The organism is Mucispirillum schaedleri ASF457 (assembly GCF_000487995.2).
GTDB classification, from domain to species: domain Bacteria; phylum Chrysiogenota; class Deferribacteres; order Deferribacterales; family Mucispirillaceae; genus Mucispirillum; species Mucispirillum schaedleri.
Genome location: NZ_CP097562.1, coordinates 1,468,540 through 1,488,443, shown reverse-complemented (window position 1 = coordinate 1,488,443; position 19,904 = coordinate 1,468,540). Strand labels below are relative to the sequence as shown.

Here is a 19,904-nt window from a genome sequence, read left to right as displayed (position 1 = left end):
ATATGCTTTATAAGAAAAATATAGAAGCACTTGCAAAACGCAACCCACGACTAGCTCAAATTATTGATAATACACAGCTTACTGGCAGATATGTAGTTGCACCATCTCAAAGAAAAGATAAACTTCCTTCTCTTATTGATATAAAATTTAATAAAAATTTTTATAATAATATAGATCCATATCGTGTTGCTGAGCAGGACATAAAACAAAGGAAATTAAATGTTCCTGATTTGGCAGTATTTTTAGGTTTTGGGCTTTCTTATGAAGCTTGTGAGTATATAAGGCAGTGTCCAAGAGCAAGATTATTAATTATTGAAAGAGACCCTGAACTTTTAAAAACAGTATTCAGCACACATAATTGTCTAGATTTAATAAACAGTTCAAATGTTTTTTTTGCAGGATGTGAAGATATAAGAATGTCATACCCTGTAATATTTAATTTTTTTAATATGACTGCTAATATGTATTTTTTAAAAGCCATAAATGTCATAGAGCAGCCAGTATCTTTTGCAGTAAATAAAGATTACTATCTTAATTCTCTGCAAATGGTTAAAGAAGCAATAAATCAGGTTCTTCTGCTTTATGGAAATGACCCATACGACAGCCTTTTAGGTATAAAATTTACATTAAGAAACATTCCTACTATTATTGATTATACAGGTATTGCTGATTTGAAAGATGTATTTAAAGGGAAACCGGGTATCGTTGTTGCTTCTGGTCCATCTCTTGATAAAAATGTTAAATTATTAGAAGGATTAAGAGAGAAAGCTGTAATATGTGCAGCAGATGGAAGTGTAAAAATTTTAAAACATCATAATCTGCCCCCTGCTCATTTTGTTACAAGTTTAGAGCGTGTTATTGCAACATCTTATCTTTTTGAAGGCTTAACAGAAGAAGATGTAAAAGATTCATATTTAGCAGCATGTCCTGTTGTTGTGCCTGAAACTTATGCAAATTTTCCCGGCGAAAAAATTATTGTTTTTCGTAAGTTTGCAACATTTGAATGGCTTGATATTAAAAAAGGCATATTGGATATTGGACCATCAGCAGGTAATATGGCTTTTAAAGTGCTGGAATATTTAGGATGTGACCCTATAATTATGATAGGGCAGGATTTAGCTATTACTGATGATTTAGTTACCCATGCAGCAGGTTTCCATTACGGCAGCGATAAATTAACAGAAAAAGACCTTATTGAAGTAGAAGGCAATTATCAGGAAAGAGTTAAAACAAGACCAGTTTATAAGCAGTTTCTGCTGCATTATGAAAGAGATATTGCCACATATCAAGGGACAGCTATTAATGCAACAGAAGGTGGTGCAAAAATACATGGCACTCAAATTATGACATTTAAAGAAGCTATTGATAAGTATATAAAAGAAGATATTAATACTACTTCTGAAATTAAAAAACATTTAAAACAGATAAAACATAAAGAAAAAGAAAGGCAGATTAAAGAAACATTAAAAAAACTTTATCATGCTAAAGATTTCTGTAATAAAACTATTGATATATGTAACGAAAGTTTAGAGAAATGTGCTGTAGTTGAAGAAATACTTAGATGCACAGATGTTGCACCAAAAGGGGAAGACTATACTGCATATAAAGCTAATATGAAAATAGTAGAAGATACTGTCCAGAAGTTTGCTACAAATGATTTCTATTTAATTTTAATGCACTATGTGCAGTCAATTTATATAAAAGTAGTGCAGGATATAAACAGCATTAAACATAAGCAAAGTGACAGCCCTGAAAGAGATGTTCTGCTGCTTTTAAAATATAAAGAGCTTTACTCTGTTTTAGGCAGCTTAATTAAAAAACTGCTTGAAGAGTTTGATATATCTATAGAGATTATGGAAAAATTTAAAGTAGAATTTACTGAAAGAAAAGTAAAATAGATGGACTTTAACAAAAATATTGTCATATAAGGCTCAGTAAGACACAGGAGCAGTCTCAGGATTGACATACATTTTTCAAGTTACAGTCATTTTGAGCCTGATTTTAAGGCGAAAAATCTAAATTACATATATTGCAGTAATGTATAATATATTTAAATTATCTATATTTTTAGATACTTCGCATTATCACTCTCAGTATGACCTTATGGACTTAATTATCTTGCTATATTCATTATATAGCTTTATTTAAGTTTTTTTGGTAAATTCAAATTATAAAAAATATTATCCAACAACTGGCAGAAAAGAAAAAACTTTTGTAAACCAGACAGTAAGAGCAGTCATTTTATTTGTTAAAAGCAGCAGTCCTATTATAATAAGCAGTGCTCCCGCTATTCTTTCCACCCATATAAGGTATCTGCCAGCTTTTCGGACAGCACTGATTACTTCATTTACTGCTAATGCTGCCACAAGAAAAGGAATCCACAGCCCAAGTGAATAAACAAACAAAAGCAGCATGCCTTGAGTAACTGATGATTCCTGCGATGCAACAGCCAGTATGCCTGCAAGAATAGGACCCACACATGGCGTCCAGCCCAGCACAAAAGCTATCCCTAAAAAAAATGCATTTAAAAAAAACGGAAATGATTTTTTTTCATAGTTAATTTTTGATGTTTTCATTAAAAACTTTATCTTAAAAACACCTATCATATGCAGTCCAAAAATAATCACAATAACCCCTGCTATCTGCGAAAGCAGTGTCTGATAGCTGTTTAATACCCTGCCAAAAGATGTGGCAGTAGCACCAAGAGCCACAAAAACAATAGTGAACCCAAGCCCAAAGAAAAGTGCACCTAAAAATGCTTTAAATCTTGGAGAAAATCTGCTGCTGTCTGCAGTATCTGTTTTTAAGTTTTCTAAACTTTCCCCAGACATAAATGATATATATCCCGGCAGCAGTGGAAAAATGCAGGGTGATAAAAATGTTAAAATGCCTGCAATAAATGATGCAAACATTGATGGTATTTCTGATACAAACAATATATCCTCCGTTTATATATTACGCATTAACATTATAGTAACAGATTGTGTAGGCAATATATAGATTTTCATTATAATACAATGAAAAGTTGTAGATATTGTGTAGTTAATTTTTTTTTGAATTTAATAATAAAACTTTTTGATATAAATTAATATCATAGAAAATAAGGGGTATTTATGAACAGCAGAAAAAAACTTATTGCAGTTGGTCTTGTAGTAGTTGGAGCATTAACCTATTTATTAGCAAGCGGTTTTGCAAACCATTCACTGCATGATGCAGAAGTTTCTGAAATAGTTAATAACCCTGCAAAATTTCAAGACAAGGGCATAAAAGTAAGCGGCACTGTTATGAGCGGCACTGTTACAAAAGCCCAGCTTGATTTAGCTTTTGATATGAAAGATAAAAATGATGACAGTTTCATTAAGGTAGAATATAAAGGCATAGTGCCTGATGCTTTTCAAGAAGAAGTAGAAGTTATTGTGGAAGGCATTTATGATGAAGCAAATAAAAAGTTTGTTGCTAACTCACTTTTAGCAAAATGTCCATCCCGCTATGATGGTATGGATGTGGAAGAACATAATAAAGCAATGGCGGAAATAAACGCAGATATATAAACTCCTCAAAAGATATTAGCTGTTATAAGGCTCGGTCTCCCCACCGAGCCTTATTTATGTATATTGCTGTTTTTGAGATAGTAACTAAAAAAGTTTATAATGTTAATTGCAGCTAATCACATCAGATTCTCAGAATAGACAGTGGTTAGTGTAGAAAAATAATTTATAATAGATAATTTGCAGTAGAACTGCTGTGATGATGTCATACTGAGCCTAAAGCGAAGTATCTATATTGCAAAATTAATATATTTAGGATACTATTTAGAGATTAAAATTTATACTTTTTAGCAAAGTGGCAGATAGTATGTTTCTTATGAAGCAAGTCTAAAAAATTTAAAGGGAAAGGGTAAACTTTTTTATATGGCAGAAGATAGTGAAAAAAGTCTTATTTCTTTAAGAAAAGCAGGTAAAATATATGGCACAGTTACAGCTTTAAAAAAAATAGATTTAGATATATATAAAGGTCAATCTATTACAATTTTTGGCTCAAATGGGGCAGGAAAATCTACACTTCTTAAAATACTTTCTATGCAGACAAGGCTGACTTCTGGCACACTATTATATAACGGAGTGGAAAGCAGGAAGCTGGCTGATGTTTACAGGGCAAATTTTGGTGTTATTTCTCACCAGCCTTTTGTATATGAAAGTCTTTCTGCTGTGGAAAATTTAGAGTTTTATGGCTCACTTTATAATGTATCAAATGTAAGGCAGAAAGCAGAAAGTCTTTTAAAACAGCTTGATTTATATTCCAGAAGAAATGACGCTATCCGCACTTATTCGCGGGGTATGCTGCAAAGAATATCTATTGCAAGAGCATTAATCCATTCACCAGAAATTATATTTTTAGATGAGCCATATACCGGACTTGACAGTCTTGCAGGCAATAAGCTTTCAAACCTTTTAAAAGAGCAGCTAAGCCATAATAAAACTATCTTAATGGTTACTCATGATATTCATACAGGGCTTGATTTAGCAAGCAATGTGATTATTATGAAAAGCGGAAAAATAGTATTTAACAAGTTAAAGTCAGAGATAGATACTGCATCATTTGAGCAGATGTATTTAGATGTGGCAGGTAATAAGGATTTAAAAGATGAATTACTTTAAAGCAGTTTTTGCCATTTTGAAAAAAGATATATTAATGGAGCTGAGAACTAAGGAAACAGTTAATGCAACATTAGTTTTTGGTGTGCTTATTACACTTGTTTTTAGTTTTATAAGTGAGCCGGGAAGTAAAACAGAGCAGGAAATAGCAGGCGGTATTTTTTGGATGGCTGTTACATTTTCAGGTATTTTAGGGCTTAATAAAACTATGATGAGCGAAATACAGGGCGGTAATTTTGAAGCATTAATGCTTGCTCCAATTGACAGAAGTGCTGTATTTTTTGGAAAAGTGATTTCTAACTTTTTATTTTTAACTATACTTGAAATAATATTAGTTCCGCTGTTTTTAGTGTTTTATAATATTAATCTTATTTCTCACTGGCTTATGATTATAATAATTCTGCTTGCAACTTATGGTTATTCAGTAACTGGCACATTATTTTCAATGATTAGTGTCCGCACAAAAACAAGAGAGATTATGCTGCCACTTTTAATGCTGCCTGTATTAATACCAGTGATTATTGCAGCAATACTTTCTACAAATATATTTTTGCTGGGTCATGATATAACATACAGTTACAACTGGATAAAACTTATGGCAGTATTTGATATAATATTTACTGCTGTTATTTTTGGCATATTTGGTGTCATTATAGAAGAATAATATCATTGAAGCTGTATGAAAGTAATAGTCAAAATTATTTTGGCAGAGTGTGTTTTAAAAATTTTATGGACGAGTGTTTTTTGCGAGAGGTGTCTTTTCCCGCCCGAATAGTAAGGAAAAAGAAAAGCCGCTTTAAAAATTTTTAATAGGAGTTAATATGTTTAAACTTGCAAAACTAGACAAAATATTTTCTATACTTCTTTTTGCTGCAGTGCCTATTGGGCTTTATTTTGCTTTTTTCTATGCACCTGTTGAAAGAATTATGGGAATAGTGCAAAAAATATTTTATTTTCATGTGGCTTCTGCATGGATTGGATTTGCTGCATTTTTTGTAACATTTGTGGCAAGTATATTGTATCTTATTACAAAAAAATATACTTTTGATGATATTGCAGCAGCCTCAGCAGAGATAGGGCTTGCTTTCTGCACTATTGTTATTTTAACAGGTCCTTTATGGGCGAAACCTGCATGGGGCAAGTTCTGGACTTGGGACCCACGCCTTACTTCTACACTTCTTTTATGGTTTATATATGTAGGCTATATTATGCTAAGGCAGTTTATGGATGAAAGCGACAGGCGTGCAAAATTTTCTGCAGCGGTAGGTATAATTGGCTTTATTGATGTGCCTGTTGTGTTTTTATCAATACAGTGGTGGAATAATACAATACATCCAAATGTAGTGCAGAAAGGGGGCGGCGGGCTGCACCCTGATATGCTTACTGCTATGCTCGTATGTCTTGGAATTTTTACTATTATATATATTTCGCTTTTAATACGCAGGCTAAGGCTTATAAATATTGAAAGGCGTATAAAGTTATTAGAAACAGATTAGAAGGAGCAGATTTATGATGAATAATATTGAATATTTAATTGGAGCTTATGCTCTTATTTGGTTAGTATTGGCTTACTACTTTTATGCATCAGGTACTAAATTAAAGCAGCTTGAAGAAAAAGTAAAAATACTGGAAGATGAAAAAGAAAATAGATAAATCCTGCTGTTTTGTCTTGAAAAAGTTTTTATACTTTGACACTTTCTAATTAATATTATAATATTGCTCTTAATTTCATTTACTATTATACATGTGGAGAAGTGTTTTTTATGAAAAAATTTCATTTATATCTATTTCTGTTTTCATTTTTTTTAATACTATCTTCCTGCAGTGGTGAGAATAAGGCAGATGATATGCCTGCTCAGGTAAAACCAACTGATGTGGCTGTTACAAAAGTTGTGCTTCAGGATATTACAGATTATTACACTCTGCCAGGCACTGTAGAAGCATGGGATGATATTACAGTTCCATCAGAAATATCTGGACCTGTCACATGGATAGGAAAAGATGAAGGCTCATTTGTAAAGCAGGGTGAAGCCATATTAAAAATTAATACAGATAATCTGCTTGCTAACCTAAACTCTGCAAAAGTCCAGTTAGAAGATGATAAAAAGGAATATTTACGCCAGAAAAATCTGTATGCTCAAAAAGCAGTTTCCCAAAAGCAGTATGATACAGCAAAAAAAACATATAATTTATCAGAAGTATCATACAGGCTTGCTCTTGATGAATATAATAAAAGCACTATAAAAAGCCCTGTTACAGGTATTATTGATGATGTTATGCCAGATATTGGCGAGTATGTTTCTCCCGGCACAGAAGTAGCCAGGCTTATAGATATGTCTAAACTGAAAATTTATGTATATGTGCCTGAAAACGATGTTAAATATTTAAAGCTTGGTCAGACAGTTGATGTTTATGTGGCTGAAATTGGCAGCAAAAAAAATATCAAGCAGGGTGTTATTAACTATATTTCAGTAGTAAGTGACAGTGCCAGCAATTTAACCCATAAAGTCCGCATAGATATTGCTCTTGACAGAGATATAAGACCCGGCAGGATAGTAAGAGTGGATATTGTCCGCAAAACATTTCAAAATGTAATGGTTGCAGATATATATGCTGTTATAGATAAAGATGGTCAGAAAGTAGTTTTCATAAACAATAATGGCAAAGCAGAAGAAAAAAAGGTTGTTACAGGCGATATGATAGGCTCTAAAGTAATAATTATTTCAGGTATTGAGCCGGGCTGGGAGCTTATTACAAGCGGTCAGCAGTTTTTATCAGACGGTTCACCTGTCCGTCTGGGAGAGTAAACCATGCTTATAACAAAAGCTGCTATAAAGTGGAAACAAGCTGTTTTTCTCTTAATGATGGTGTTTATTATATTTGGGTCATCTGCATATATCAGCCTGCCTAGAGAAGCTAATCCTGATGTTCCTATACCATATATATTTATAACAACTATATATTCTGGTGTTTCGCCTACTGATATGGAATCTCTTGTTACATTTAAAATAGAAAATAAATTACGCGGCATAGAGGGTGTAAAAGAGATTATTTCATACAGTGCTGAAAGTGTTTCTAATATCAGTATAGAGTTTAATCCTGATGTTGATGTTGATATGGCTTTACAGCGTGTAAGGGATAAGGTTGACCAGGCTAAGAGTGATTTGCCACAGGATTTAACAGAAGAGCCTATCATTACAGAAATCAGTATGAGCGATTTCCCTGTGTTTGTTGTAGCCATTTCTGGCGATGTGCCTGAACATGATTTAAAGAAAATAGCTGATGAAATGCAGGATAAATTTGAAAGCATAAAAGGTGTTTTAGAAGTAGATTTATCAGGAACAAGAGATAGAGAAATACTTATTGTGTTTGATTATGAAAGGCTGCAGTCTTATTCGCTTACAATGAATGATTTAGCAAATGCTGTGCAGGGTGAGCATATCAATATCCCCGGCGGTTCTCTTGATATTGGCAGGGGTAAATATCTTGTCCGCATACCCGGAGAATATACTAATGCTAAGGAAATAGAAGATATAGTTGTTACAGTAAAGAATGGAATACCTGTATATTTAAGAGATGTTGCAAGAGTGCTTGATTCTTTTGAAGATAAAGATTCCTATGCTTCATTAAATGGTGTGCCTGCCATATCCGTATCTATTAAAAAACGGGTTGGTGCAAATATATTAGAAATGGCAAACGATGTTAAAAATGCTATAAAAGATGCAGAGGCAGAGTATCCACCGGCTGTTAAATTTACACTGACTACTGATATATCAAAAGACATTAAATCAATGGTTAATGAACTTGAAAATAATATGATTACAGGTTTTATACTTGTATTTCTAGTGCTGTTTTTATTTTTAGGTAAATTAAATTCACTTTTTGCAGCTGTAATTATACCTTTTAGTATGCTTATATCTTTTATGGTGCTGCAGGCTCTAGGAATAACATTAAATATGCTTGTATTGTTTTCATTAATTATGGCTCTTGGTATGCTTGTGGATAATGCCATTGTAATAGTTGAAAATATATACAGACACATGCAGGAAGGCAAAAGCAGAGTGGAAGCGGCAATTGCTGCATCAGAAGAAATAGGCTGGCCTGTTGTAGCTTCCACATTAACAACAGTATTTGCATTTCTGCCTATGGCATTCTGGCCGGGTGTTATTGGCGGATTTATGAAATTCCTGCCAATTACACTTATTATTACTCTACTTTCATCTTTATTTGTCGCACTTGTTTTTAATCCTGTTATAAGCTCAACTTTTATGCGGGTAAATGATAAACACATAGGGGAAGAAAACGATTTAAAGTTTGGAAAATTTATACAGTTTTATATGAAAACTGTAAATTTTGCATTAAATCATAGAATCACAGCACTATTTGCAGCCATATTTTTTGTAATACTGCCTATGTTTTTATTTGGGGCAAGAGGGCTTGGAGTGGAGTTTTTCCCAGAAAGCGACCCTGCCCGTGTTTTTATAAGAGCAAATGCACCAGAAGGCACAAATGCTGCCACAACTAACGGATTTGTAAATAAATTTAGAGAAGCCACTCTTAATGAAAATGATATAAAACTTACACTTGGAGAAGTTGGTGGTGCTGCTGCAGACTATTCAGATGCAGGTGGGACAGCAACCCACAGAGGCAGGCTTACAATAGAGTTTTTAGATTTTGAAGATAGAAACGAGCCATCCCCTGCCACTATAAACAGGATTAGGGAACGGCTTAATTTCTTCCCCGGTACAGAAGTTGTGTGGGAAAAAGAGCAGATGGGGCCTCCTACTGGTGCTGCTGTAAGTATAGAAATATCAGGCAGAGATGTTGATGTGCTTGGAAGTATTGCAGCAAAAGTGAAAAAAACAATAGAGCAGATACCGGGACTTGTGGATTTAAAGGATGATTATGTAAAATCAAAGCCGGAAATAAGAATAGATGTAGATAGAGAAAAAGCAGCACTATTAGGTCTTAATACTTCAAGTATAGCTCAGGCTGTTCGCGGCTCTGTTTATGGTATTGAGGTTGGCAAATACAGAGAAGGCGATGATGAATATGACATTAAAGTCAGGCTGCCAGATGAACAGAGAAAAAGTATAGACGATATAAAAAACCTTATGATAAATACACCGCAGGGTAAATATGTGCCTATATCCTCTGTGGCAGATGTAACATTAAGTGCAGGTTTTGGCACTATTACAAGGATAGATTTCAAAAGAGTTGTTAATGTTACAGCCAATGCAGAAGGCAGAAGCAGTGTGGAAGTTATGCAGGATGTTATGAAAATATTAAAAGATTTTGAACTGCCGTCAGGATATACAATGAACTATACAGGAGAAACAGAAGACCAGCAGGAAGCAGGTATGTTTTTAGGACAGGCTCTGCTTGCAGCATTGTTTTTAATACTGATGGTGCTTTTAATAGAGTTTAATTCTGTATCTCAAACATTTATAATATTATTTACTATTGTGCTCTCAATAGGCGGTATATTTTGGGGGCTTGTTATAACAAATACAAATTTTGGCATTATTATGACAGGTATAGGCACTATTTCTTTGGCAGGAGTTGTTATAAATAATGGAATTGTGCTGATAGATTATACAAACCAGCTGCGGGCAGAAGGAATGGCAGCAAGAGATGCAATAATTAGAGCAGGAGCAGTCCGTTTCCGCCCTGTAATGCTTACAGCATGGACAACTATTTTAGGTATGCTTCCTATGGCTACAGGCTATGGAATAGATTTTAAAAATATGAAGTTTGTAACAGGAGCTGAAATGAGCCAGTATTGGGGACCTATGGCAAATGCAGTAATTTTTGGGCTTGCATTCTCTACTATGCTTACATTGATTATAGTTCCAGTGCTTTACTCTTTTACAGGAGGCGGATTAAAAAAAGATGAAAATACAGGAGATATGCAGGATACAGAAAAACAGAACTTTTTTGCAAGACTGAAAAATATACTGCCGCTAAAAAACTTTGGCAGAAACAGGGATATAAAACGCCTGCTGAATAAGGGGAAATAAGCTAGGGGGGGGGCAAAGGCTCTAGATTATTCTTATTCTGATATTATTAATTGTAAAAATATATCAATAGAATAGAATTAGAATATATAAATATTATAAGTATATTGGATAATAAATAGGAAATATATTTAAGTAATATTATTATTATTTATAATTAGTATATAATAAGGTAAAATCTAAAAACGATTGCGAAAAAAACAATAAAAAAAGTGGTTGTTAAAACTCTTTAAATAAAATATTATTTTCAGCTAAAAAAATAAAATAAAGGAGTTAACAACCACTAGACATAGTCCATATTTTTTACAGAACCCGTAGATGGTTTCTTTGCACAATCACTAAAAAAATAACCTGCAATTTTATATTCTTCACCAATATTTTTATTTTTCATAATATTTTTTAAAACCTGACAATATGAATTGCCTACTGGAGCATTACAAACTGTTCCATTGTAATGATGAACATGCTATGAACTTTTACTGAAATATGCTGGGCAACAAAACTTCTCATCATTATTTTATCTTTTTAATATTCTTAGCCCCTATAAGTTTCTAAAAATATTACATTATCTTTGCAGATATAAAATTCATCAGAATCTACTATACCATCTTGTTTTGTAATGTGAAATTTTGAAATATTATAACTTTTTATTTCACCATCAAAAAGCTCTATTTTCTTATCTGTTATTCTTGTGATACATGTCCAGTGGCTTATTTTACCATCTATACAAACAATAATTATTCTGCGTATTCCATCTTTATTACTTCTGTCTAAAAATTCTTTCATTTCTTGAACAGCAGTTCCTATTTGAGAAGATTCCAGTTTTTTCTTTTCTGCCACCATATCTAAATCTTTCTTGATATGAAAGACATACTCTCTAAGTACATCATTATATAAAGTTACCAATGTTCTCCTACTCATACCATTTAAAATAACAGTTAAAAGTTTTGGATTATTTCTTTCATCTATTTTCGTTAATATAAATGCAAATAAATCATCCAAATCAATCTGGTCTTTTGGAAATAAATATTTTGTAGCATTTATAATTGCATAAACACCACAAATACCTATTAAATCACCTTGTTTTAATGGTCTTACTGCTTGTTTTGCTGCCATAGCCCCTCCATTTTATAAATCAATTATTGTTTTTACAATATTTAAAATCTATTGTCAATTAAAAATCTGTAAAATATAAAAACTATATCTTAACTAACAGGCCATATGTTACAGATTCAATAAAAACTATCTTTTGTTATATTATAAACTTATTTTCTTCAACAATCTCATATGGAGATTTAAAATTTAAGCATATTTTAGCAGTATTATTGTATCATTGTATCGTTCTTGGTGTATTTTAACAGCATTAATTAATTCATTTTTAAAGTAAGATTTATTATTAGCATATAAAATTTTACTATCTTCTCATAAAGCTTCTTTCTACCTTTCCATTCTGCCATGGAGAGTATGGTCTTATTCGTTTAATAGTATACCCTTTCTTGTCTGCTGTTTCTTCAAAGTATCTTTTCTTATTTGTTACTTCTCTATCATTCACAAGCTCATATCCATTATCCACTTGAATGATATTTATTGGAAAGCCAAATTTACTTTCCAGTTTGTCTAAAAATTTATCTGTTTCAAATATGCTTTTTTCTTTTACTATTTCTAATACTCTCATTCTGCTGAATTCATCTATCGCCGTTATCTTATAGTATTTTTGGCTATAACTTGGAAACATTATACATTCCTTGGAACATATTTTATATCTATCTGAACCTTGTTACCTATATACTGACCTGTTATATTCTCATATATTGTATAACTCTTTTTTACCTTATTTAATGACTTTAAGCCTTTCTTCCTTATTTGCACAACACATACTTACAGAACTACGATTATATCCAAATTCTAGAAGTCTTACATATACCTCTGCCATACCATATAAATCGTTTGCTGCATACATTGTAGATATCAACTCCAATTCTAATTCACTGTGTTTAGTTGGACTGGTCAATGGTCTACGACTTTTCAAGCATAAACTTTGAACTGGCCCATCATATTTCTTTAACTGCCTGTATACAAAATAAAAAAACAAAAAAAATTTTTGAAACAATCACTATTTTTCACAGTTTTATATTTATATAAGTATTTCACCCTCATATATATTCATCATTAATGATTTAACAATCTGCCCATTATACTCTACTTCTTTTATTAAAATAGAGCCTTCTCCACATGCTGCAACAATACCATAATCATTTATTGTTACAATCTCGCCAGGTCTGCCCTCTATTCCGCTCCATGATTCAATAGATGCATCCATAATTTTATATTCTTCACCTTTGAAGTAAAATACTGCACCGCTGAAAGGAAAAGTATAAGCTCTTATAAAATTATATACAGACAGTGCATCTGCATTAAAATCAATTTTTTTACTGTTTTTCCTAATTTTTGGCAGATAAAAGGCATATTCTTCCTGCTGTTTTTTTCTGCTGTATTTTTCCCCTTTATATAAAGATGCAATAAATTCTGCTGTTAATTCTGCCTGTCTGTCCATTAAATCAGATACTTTAAAATAATTTTCTACTTTTATTTCCTGCTGATATATAATATCGCCGCCATCTATTACACCATTATATTCATATATTGTTACTCCAGAATATACTACACCACGGATAAACTGCTCACTGACAGCTCCATACCCTCTGTATTTTGGTAAAAGTGATGGCTGCATATAATATACAGGGCAGGATGCCTTATCATTTTCAAAATAATCTTTTTTCCAGTCTATACATATTATTAAATCAGCATTTGGAAGTATATCCTTTGCTTTGCTGTAACATTCTCCATTTATTTCATATATCTGGAAATCATTTGAAAATGATAAAATATCACCGCTTGATTTCTTTCTTAAATTAGTCTGCTCTGATGTTGCAATAAACGGTGTCTGTCTTAACTGCTTTAATTTCTGCAGAACTTTGCAGCCTGTATATCCATTTGTAAATATAAATATGTTTTTATAACTCATTATCTTGCACCTTTCTCTGTTATATCTGCCTGACTGCTTATAACATAGCCTGTTTTATTCAGCTTCGGAAGTATTACAGCATACCATATATCTTTTCCAGCTGCTTTATCATTCCACGGTGTATATAGTATATCTCTTGCTCTATAATATACTTTTTCTATAACTGTTATTTCATGACCGTTAGGTTTTTCAAGGACCCGCATATAATCACTTGTTTCTTTTATAGATAAGCTTTTATAAAATGATTTCTGATAAGCATAGCTTCTGTTATATCCTTTATCGCTTTCAAGCTGGAAAAGTGCAGGGATTGACAATATTTCTATTTTATTTTTATCATCTGCCATACTTTTGATACTGTAACTGTATACATAAATATATGCCTTCATTGTAACAGCACCACCAAAATATTTTTGAAATGTTCCCTGCGGCTCTACTTCATATTTATTAAAATATTCTAATACACGCCTGTCTTTTACTAAAAATGTAAGCACATTTTTTTTATTGATTACATCTACCGCAGGATATGTGGCAGGATTATTAATGGTTGAAAAATATTCTTCATTATCTGGTATAAATATTAATGATGCAGGGCGAACACTTTTTTTATCTGTTAAAATATCATAATCAGTATATTCTGAACTGTCATGATATATTAAAGCAAGTGTTCCATAAAGCCACTGTGGTTTATAAGAAAAACTTTTATTATCTGTATCAAATAAGGAAGTATATACATAACCAGATATAGAATATACCTGACTGATTTTACCAGTAGATTCTATAAAAAATATTTCTACAAAGCTAAATTCACTTTGATTTTCTATTAAATATATCTGCATAGAAAGTGTGGAATTAGGCATCAAATACTGCTTTCCAATTTTTATGCTTAATTTATCATCAATTTTATTCTGATATAGGATAAAACTATCTGGTGTATATATTTGAGTGTATTTTTTTACAGTTTTTTTAAAGTATGCATCAGATACTGGTCTGATTTTTGGCAGTATATTATTTTGGAAATCATCACTTAAATATGATGAAATATCTGGTGCAGGGCTGAACTGCAACGGAGCTGCATATAATACATTAAATAATTGAAGTATAAATATTACTGTAAAATTTATTTTTTTCATAAATATATATTACAGCATACATTTAAAAAAAGCAAAATAATTTAGAATATATTTCAGTCTTTGAACTTACCAAAAATCTGAATTATCTATATTGCAGTAGTGCATTACATATTTAAAGTATCTGTCTTTTGATAGCTGAAATGATTAAAATACAATATTTATTCATCTATTTTCTAATTTAAAAAAATACAAATAATACATATTTAATTAATATTAAAATATAAAAGTTTTAATAGATTATTCGCTCCGCTTATAATTGATAGTAGAGTTAATTTTTGTAATATAGCTCTTGAAGAATATCAATTATTGAATAATAATAAAGAGCAGTATTTGGAGAAAGTATTTCAAAGAAATGTATTTAGCTCAAAAGAAATAGATATAAATAAAGATACTATATTTGAACAATCTGCAAAAAATTGATAGTAAGTCTCGGTAATGAAAAAAACTCATCTGCTGTATCATCACAGTTTTTTAAGTTATGTGAAATAAGACAGAATAAATTGAAAGAAATATGTAAGGAATTTATGCAGGAGCGTAAGGGATTTTTATCTCAGCATATTAATAAAGAAAAGAAACAAGAACAAAACAAGCAAAAAGAATATAATATATATATTTTGCATATTCCACAAAAGCATAAACTAACTATGCAGCTGTAATTCTGCATAGTTAGTCTAAAATTTTATTGGACAAAATTTGGGAGGAGAGTTATGAATATAAAAATAGCAACGATACTTATTATCTTATTTTTTTCAAATTATGAGCTGATATCGTTCATCTCCCTGCTTCCAAATGGGCGGATGTTCAGCTGCTGATTTAGATAGACTTTCAGAGCAGCAGGCAAGATATGACCGTTTGAAAAGACTTGACCATGAAGCGAAAAAAGCAGAAAGACACTTCCAAATTCAAGCATATCAAACACAATATAATTCAGAGATATTGAAAGAAATTTTGCAGTTAAATGAAAATATGCGTTCATTTATAGATTATATGTCTAGCTATGGTGATAAGTATTAACATTCTGTATTGAGTTCTGTATTTCTGCATTAACCGCAATATTTAATATGTTATAAGGGGAGCATTAAATTCCCCTTTTTTTATACGATAAAATTATATATGAAATGATATTCCTAATTTTTATAAAAATTTTTATTTAATATATGACTTTTAACATCAACAATATTAGATTCTTCCCTTGATACTGGCGGTAAATGAGGGTTTATATTATTTATAAAAGTTTCTAAATAATATCTATTTTTTATTGTTATTTCATTAAAATTAAGAGTAGATTTATTATAAACAGGTTTACTATTTAATTGCTGTTGTTTATTAACTTCAAAAGAAGCTTGGTCATTAGCTTTTTTTATTCTATTGTAGATTTTTATGATATGTGGCAGTAATAAAATAATATATATAAAGACAATGACTATTATACCAATTAAAATTTTATTCATTTTGATACACTCCAGTTTATCTTATTATCATCATATGCAATGGGATGGCATCCATAATAAAATAATATTTTAGCAAATTTTAAAGCTTCATTTGGTTGAAAAATATTATCTTTTTTTGATGTATGTATAAGTTTTGATAAATCACATGGATATATACACAATTTTTTTTCATTATCTGTAATATCATCCAAATTTACTTGCTGTTTAAAAATCACTTTAGGAATGATTGGCAAATTTATCTTATAATAGGACATAAATGTTGAAACAACTGTTTTATATTTCAGCACCTGTAAAACAGGATTATTAATAATATTGATAATCTTTTTTTCATTGATGATGTGCCATTTATGCAATTCAGATTTATATTTAGTCTGGGCTTTATGATTTTTTGCTTCTAAAATGAATACAGCATAAGGAGTAACTATCATATGGTCTATTGTAAACATATTATTTTTATCTTTAAATAAAAAACTAACATCTGTATCGTTACTATTTTGATTATTGAGTTGATTTGTAAAAATATTATTTAGCGATAAATTTACAGTCCAATTAAAAAAAGTATGAAAACTAAACTTTATTTGCCAATAAAGAAAAAAACTATCAAAGTTTTTAATGATTGTATCATTTATATCTAATTCAAAACTTGTGCCTGCATCATATTTATATTGTTGCTTATCTACCATATTTGCAGGTGTATTTGCATAATAATCTAATACATCTTTATAATTATCTAACAATATCATATCTTCTTCTCATAGCATAATGATAATTTAATGGGAAATACAGAGTAACTAACTGTCAGTCCGCAATGTGCTATGGACTTATTCTATGTAACCTTGCATAAATAAACACTAAAAAGAAAAAAAAGACAAGTAAAAAAGGCTTGAATTTATATAAAATATTTATTATATTAAGAGTAGCACAGGGGACTGGATGGGTCACAGTCCTCGTTGGCTGTTTAATTAATCTTGATAATTAAAAAATAACCACTTATTCGCACTAGGTGGTTATTTTTTATGCAAAAAATTATGATTGCCATTAATAGCACACATAATGAAAATATGATATGATCATCATATACCATAGGCATCCCTTCCATTTTTTAAAGTTGAGAAAAGAGAACCAATCCACCCAGTCGCACCTGTGCAAGACCATCCAACTAAATAGCCAGATAATTTGTATATTAAAATACCAATCAATTCAAGCCTTTTTGTTGAAATAATAATAGATATATTATATAATATACTAATAATATTTTTAGTAAAAAGGAGAATAAAATGACTAAAATTGAAGAAGAAAAAAATATTGTATTAAGTGATGAAGAAATTTTAGAAATATCTCATAACATCCATATGAATTGTATATTAGATAAAGATATTTCTGAAGAAGAAGAAGATAGACTTATATCATTAATACCTATGACAACAAAAGAAATAGATTTCTTTGTTGCTTGTGGTAAAAATAGAGAAGAATTAGAAGCAGAAAACAGAGAAATTATTAATAAACAAGGCTGGATAAATGAATTATGATAAGTTACAAAGAAAACTGTATCAAAATCTTACATTGACAAAGAAATATGATGATTTTCATGATAAATATTTAAAAAAGGCAACAATACAGTTAGTATCACTATATAGTCATATAGAAAAACAGATTAATACAAAAGATAACAAAGCAAAAATACCATATGTTGCAATGTTGATTTCAGAAAGAATCAGTCTTGATGTATATGATGTTAATATTAGTCATACAAATCTAAATTTGGTTGATAGAAAGTTGGTATCTTGTGATACAGCAATACAAGAAGCAAAAGTATTTGAAAATGATAAAATTCTTTATAAACAAAATTTTATGGAAAGCAGAGTGAAAAGTATTAATGCTCCCACTGCTGTATCAAGGGGAACAAAAGATATTTTAATATATCTTGGAAGAGAACAGCAGTGTATAGGGTATGATAAAACTAAACCACTTAATAATTTTATAGAAGCCAGAAAAGATATTTTAAGACTAGTTGCTCGTGAATTTAAAAAAGAGCGAGAAAGTTTGTTAATGCAGGATAACAAAAACCAGTTATAAATTAATCAAAACAAAAGTCATAATAGAGGTCATGCTAGATGAAAAAGCATTATATATAAATAAGTTATAAAATTTATTGGAGAAGGTTACACATCTCATATTTCAAATAACCTCTCACCATTTTTTTATTTTTCTAATATTATTCATTTGAAGTGCTAAATGAATAATGTAAATATTAATCAAATCAATAATTTTCTCTCTGATAAAGAAAAATGTGCAAAAGTATTCAAAACTTTTTCAACTCAAAAATATAATAAAAGTAAATATGATGAATTTATCCAGACACAAAAAAGTTTTGAATCATCCAATAGTATTCCATACTTTCATTGTTAAATTTTTTCTGTTGAAAATGTGGAACTCGTGCTTGATATCCTAGATAAAGCAGATTCCAGCTTTATATTTTTAGATAAGAAAAAAATTTATGGTAAATATTCAGTGATAGAAACTGAAATATTTATTTCTTACTTAAATCCAGAATTTAAAGAAATTATTAGATACTTAACATTAATAGAGTTTATTGATGGTAAAGAAAATAATGATAAACTTAAAATTTTATTTGGAGAATTAGAAAAGTATTATCATTATTTAAACATACAATACTTAAATAATAATACACTAAATATATAGGCTATAAACATGGATATACTATATAAATTTAAAAGAAGCAATAAAGAACATATTTTATCTAATGCTAAAAATGTATATAATGCAAAGATAAGTGAGTTATTTAGCAAATACAGATTTTTACAGCTCTAATAAAGAGACAATTTCTACTGATTACTGTAATCATTTTATTGATTTGTATTATATATATATTGCTGGAATTATTCATATAGGTTCACAATCAAAATTTGTGCCTTATATTGTTGAAGTAAATAAACTGGGAGAAACTGTTGGTGGTGGTGAAATCCGTGCAGGCACTATACTGGACCAAAGAATTATTAGAGCAAAAGTGGCTTCTTTTATAAAAACTTTAAGAACAGTTAGTGTTGACCCTGCAATAAATAAAGCTAATGTTTTTTATAAAGATAAAGCAACAAATCCATTTGAATTAGGCAAAAAAATAAATAGAGAAGTAGAAATTGTCTCTTTATTAGAAATGACATCTAATACTTATCAATTAGACTGGAAAGAAAAAACTTTTGATAAATCAGGAGTGCTGCTTTATATTAAAGGATACAGGGCTTTAGTTACAGTATATTTAATACCCACTGCTGTGGAAAGTATAGAAGATTTAACAAAAAATCCACTTGGAATTTATATTAAATATTATAGTATCTCTGAATTAAATTCTTCAGAAAATGATATTACTAATCAAAAATAAAGTTATTATGTATCCCATTAATTTTATCAGATAAAACTTAAGGAGTGTTGAAATGATAAATAAATATATAATGCTGTGTATTAATGATATATGATACTGTTAGACTGATTAAATTTAATGATGCACTTCTTTATAGTATATACTTGAATACATTTTTCAAACAATGATGTATAAACTAAAAAGATAAAATATACAAATGCATTTTTAGGCCGCCTTTAAAGCATAA

22 protein-coding genes are annotated in these 19,904 nt (G+C 30.4%); 14 read left to right on the top strand and 8 right to left on the bottom strand.

The window, feature by feature from the left end:
• Positions 1 to 2: 2 nt before the first annotated feature.
• Positions 3 to 1,898, top strand: a complete 1,896-nt coding sequence (locus N508_RS07025) for a motility associated factor glycosyltransferase family protein (protein ID WP_023275720.1) — start codon at positions 3 to 5, stop codon at positions 1,896 to 1,898.
• A 282-nt stretch (positions 1,899 to 2,180) separates the two neighbouring features.
• Here the strand turns inward: N508_RS07025 and N508_RS07020 are convergent, their stop codons facing one another.
• Entirely contained in the window at positions 2,181 to 2,936 is a 756-nt protein-coding gene (locus N508_RS07020; RefSeq protein WP_023275719.1) for a cytochrome c biogenesis CcdA family protein, read from the bottom strand.
• A 177-nt stretch (positions 2,937 to 3,113) separates the two neighbouring features.
• Here N508_RS07020 and N508_RS07015 point away from each other — a divergent pair, with 177 nt between their 5' ends.
• From N508_RS07015 to N508_RS06985, 7 genes are all read left to right on the top strand, one after another.
• Positions 3,114 to 3,551, top strand: a complete 438-nt coding sequence (locus N508_RS07015; RefSeq protein WP_023275718.1) for a cytochrome c maturation protein CcmE — start codon at positions 3,114 to 3,116, stop codon at positions 3,549 to 3,551.
• 360 nt (positions 3,552 to 3,911) lie between these two features.
• Positions 3,912 to 4,658, top strand: a complete 747-nt coding sequence (locus N508_RS07010) for an ABC transporter ATP-binding protein (RefSeq protein WP_023275717.1) — start codon at positions 3,912 to 3,914, stop codon at positions 4,656 to 4,658.
• Positions 4,645 to 5,319, top strand: coding sequence for a heme exporter protein CcmB (locus N508_RS07005; RefSeq protein WP_023275716.1), 675 nt, complete (start codon positions 4,645 to 4,647; stop codon positions 5,317 to 5,319). The genes N508_RS07010 and N508_RS07005 overlap by 14 nt, the downstream gene beginning before the upstream one ends.
• Before the next feature lie 157 nt (positions 5,320 to 5,476).
• Positions 5,477 to 6,151 carry a cytochrome c biogenesis protein gene (locus tag N508_RS07000; protein WP_023275715.1) on the top strand — a complete coding sequence of 225 codons (675 nt, stop codon included), beginning with the start codon at positions 5,477 to 5,479 and terminating at the stop codon, positions 6,149 to 6,151.
• Between the two features lie 13 nt (positions 6,152 to 6,164).
• A complete protein-coding gene (locus N508_RS06995) occupies positions 6,165 to 6,308 on the top strand; it encodes a CcmD family protein (RefSeq protein WP_023275714.1) in 144 nt (47 codons plus the stop codon).
• Between the two features lie 110 nt (positions 6,309 to 6,418).
• Positions 6,419 to 7,462, top strand: a complete 1,044-nt coding sequence (locus N508_RS06990; RefSeq protein WP_023275713.1) for an efflux RND transporter periplasmic adaptor subunit — start codon at positions 6,419 to 6,421, stop codon at positions 7,460 to 7,462.
• Between the two features lie 3 nt (positions 7,463 to 7,465).
• Positions 7,466 to 10,675, top strand: a complete 3,210-nt coding sequence (locus N508_RS06985; RefSeq protein ID WP_023275712.1) for an efflux RND transporter permease subunit — start codon at positions 7,466 to 7,468, stop codon at positions 10,673 to 10,675.
• Between the two features lie 531 nt (positions 10,676 to 11,206).
• Here N508_RS06985 and N508_RS06980 read toward each other — a convergent pair.
• The 5 genes from N508_RS06980 to N508_RS06960 all read right to left on the bottom strand — a co-directional run bounded on the left by N508_RS06980 (position 11,207) and on the right by N508_RS06960 (position 14,827).
• Entirely contained in the window at positions 11,207 to 11,788 is a 582-nt protein-coding gene (locus N508_RS06980) for a hypothetical protein (protein WP_023275711.1), read from the bottom strand.
• A gap of 298 nt (positions 11,789 to 12,086) precedes the next feature.
• A complete protein-coding gene (locus N508_RS06975) occupies positions 12,087 to 12,407 on the bottom strand; it encodes a DDE-type integrase/transposase/recombinase (protein WP_023275710.1) in 321 nt (106 codons plus the stop codon).
• Between the two features lie 96 nt (positions 12,408 to 12,503).
• Positions 12,504 to 12,701: a hypothetical protein gene (locus N508_RS06970; RefSeq protein ID WP_143815559.1), complete on the bottom strand. Its 198-nt coding sequence runs from the start codon at positions 12,699 to 12,701 to the stop codon at positions 12,504 to 12,506.
• 105 nt (positions 12,702 to 12,806) lie between these two features.
• Positions 12,807 to 13,697, bottom strand: coding sequence for a formyltransferase family protein (locus tag N508_RS06965; protein ID WP_023275708.1), 891 nt, complete (start codon positions 13,695 to 13,697; stop codon positions 12,807 to 12,809).
• Positions 13,697 to 14,827 carry a hypothetical protein gene (locus tag N508_RS06960; RefSeq protein ID WP_023275707.1) on the bottom strand — a complete coding sequence of 377 codons (1,131 nt, stop codon included), beginning with the start codon at positions 14,825 to 14,827 and terminating at the stop codon, positions 13,697 to 13,699. The genes N508_RS06965 and N508_RS06960 overlap by 1 nt, the downstream gene beginning before the upstream one ends.
• A 416-nt stretch (positions 14,828 to 15,243) precedes the next feature.
• Between N508_RS06960 and N508_RS06955 the strand changes: the two genes are divergently transcribed.
• Together N508_RS06955 and N508_RS06950 are read left to right on the top strand one after the other, a co-directional pair.
• Positions 15,244 to 15,483, top strand: a complete 240-nt coding sequence (locus tag N508_RS06955) for a hypothetical protein (RefSeq protein ID WP_040636849.1) — start codon at positions 15,244 to 15,246, stop codon at positions 15,481 to 15,483.
• Positions 15,484 to 15,616: 133 nt separating this feature from the next.
• Entirely contained in the window at positions 15,617 to 15,841 is a 225-nt protein-coding gene (locus N508_RS06950; protein ID WP_023275706.1) for a hypothetical protein, read from the top strand.
• 113 nt (positions 15,842 to 15,954) lie between these two features.
• Here the strand turns inward: N508_RS06950 and N508_RS06945 are convergent, their stop codons facing one another.
• Positions 15,955 to 16,278 carry a hypothetical protein gene (locus tag N508_RS06945; RefSeq protein ID WP_023275705.1) on the bottom strand — a complete coding sequence of 108 codons (324 nt, stop codon included), beginning with the start codon at positions 16,276 to 16,278 and terminating at the stop codon, positions 15,955 to 15,957.
• A complete protein-coding gene (locus N508_RS06940; RefSeq protein WP_023275704.1) occupies positions 16,275 to 17,021 on the bottom strand; it encodes a nuclease-related domain-containing protein in 747 nt (248 codons plus the stop codon). Before N508_RS06940 ends, N508_RS06945 begins: the two co-directional genes overlap by 4 nt.
• Positions 17,022 to 17,555: 534 nt before the next feature.
• On the opposite strand from N508_RS06940, the gene N508_RS06935 reads away from it, so the two are divergent.
• The 4 genes from N508_RS06935 to N508_RS06920 all read left to right on the top strand — a co-directional run bounded on the left by N508_RS06935 (position 17,556) and on the right by N508_RS06920 (position 19,678).
• Entirely contained in the window at positions 17,556 to 17,807 is a 252-nt protein-coding gene (locus tag N508_RS06935) for a hypothetical protein (protein ID WP_023275703.1), read from the top strand.
• Positions 17,797 to 18,354, top strand: coding sequence for a hypothetical protein (locus N508_RS06930; RefSeq protein WP_023275702.1), 558 nt, complete (start codon positions 17,797 to 17,799; stop codon positions 18,352 to 18,354). Before N508_RS06935 ends, N508_RS06930 begins: the two co-directional genes overlap by 11 nt.
• 360 nt (positions 18,355 to 18,714) lie before the next feature.
• A complete protein-coding gene (locus N508_RS06925) occupies positions 18,715 to 18,981 on the top strand; it encodes a hypothetical protein (protein WP_040636846.1) in 267 nt (88 codons plus the stop codon).
• A 91-nt stretch (positions 18,982 to 19,072) separates the two neighbouring features.
• On the top strand, positions 19,073 to 19,678 hold the full coding sequence (locus N508_RS06920; protein WP_023275699.1) for a VirB8/TrbF family protein: 606 nt from the start codon (positions 19,073 to 19,075) through the stop codon (positions 19,676 to 19,678).
• Positions 19,679 to 19,904: the final 226 nt, after the last annotated feature.

What these genes read in the sequence shown, in the direction of transcription:
- N508_RS07025 (WP_023275720.1), top strand. Translation starts at nt 3, where the DNA reads ATGCTTTATAAGAAAAATATAGAAGCACTTGCAAAACGCAACCCACGA.
- N508_RS07015 (WP_023275718.1), top strand. Translation starts at nt 3,114, where the DNA reads ATGAACAGCAGAAAAAAACTTATTGCAGTTGGTCTTGTAGTAGTTGGA.
- N508_RS07010 (WP_023275717.1), top strand. Translation starts at nt 3,912, where the DNA reads ATGGCAGAAGATAGTGAAAAAAGTCTTATTTCTTTAAGAAAAGCAGGT.
- N508_RS07005 (WP_023275716.1), top strand. Translation starts at nt 4,645, where the DNA reads ATGAATTACTTTAAAGCAGTTTTTGCCATTTTGAAAAAAGATATATTA.
- N508_RS07000 (WP_023275715.1), top strand. Translation starts at nt 5,477, where the DNA reads ATGTTTAAACTTGCAAAACTAGACAAAATATTTTCTATACTTCTTTTT.
- N508_RS06995 (WP_023275714.1), top strand. Translation starts at nt 6,165, where the DNA reads ATGATGAATAATATTGAATATTTAATTGGAGCTTATGCTCTTATTTGG.
- N508_RS06990 (WP_023275713.1), top strand. Translation starts at nt 6,419, where the DNA reads ATGAAAAAATTTCATTTATATCTATTTCTGTTTTCATTTTTTTTAATA.
- N508_RS06985 (WP_023275712.1), top strand. Translation starts at nt 7,466, where the DNA reads ATGCTTATAACAAAAGCTGCTATAAAGTGGAAACAAGCTGTTTTTCTC.
- N508_RS06980 (WP_023275711.1), bottom strand. Translation starts at nt 11,788, where the DNA reads ATGGCAGCAAAACAAGCAGTAAGACCATTAAAACAAGGTGATTTAATA.
- N508_RS06975 (WP_023275710.1), bottom strand. Translation starts at nt 12,407, where the DNA reads ATGTTTCCAAGTTATAGCCAAAAATACTATAAGATAACGGCGATAGAT.
- N508_RS06965 (WP_023275708.1), bottom strand. Translation starts at nt 13,697, where the DNA reads ATGAGTTATAAAAACATATTTATATTTACAAATGGATATACAGGCTGC.
- N508_RS06960 (WP_023275707.1), bottom strand. Translation starts at nt 14,827, where the DNA reads ATGAAAAAAATAAATTTTACAGTAATATTTATACTTCAATTATTTAAT.
- N508_RS06950 (WP_023275706.1), top strand. Translation starts at nt 15,617, where the DNA reads ATGGGCGGATGTTCAGCTGCTGATTTAGATAGACTTTCAGAGCAGCAG.
- N508_RS06945 (WP_023275705.1), bottom strand. Translation starts at nt 16,278, where the DNA reads ATGAATAAAATTTTAATTGGTATAATAGTCATTGTCTTTATATATATT.
- N508_RS06940 (WP_023275704.1), bottom strand. Translation starts at nt 17,021, where the DNA reads ATGATATTGTTAGATAATTATAAAGATGTATTAGATTATTATGCAAAT.
- N508_RS06935 (WP_023275703.1), top strand. Translation starts at nt 17,556, where the DNA reads ATGACTAAAATTGAAGAAGAAAAAAATATTGTATTAAGTGATGAAGAA.
- N508_RS06930 (WP_023275702.1), top strand. Translation starts at nt 17,797, where the DNA reads ATGAATTATGATAAGTTACAAAGAAAACTGTATCAAAATCTTACATTG.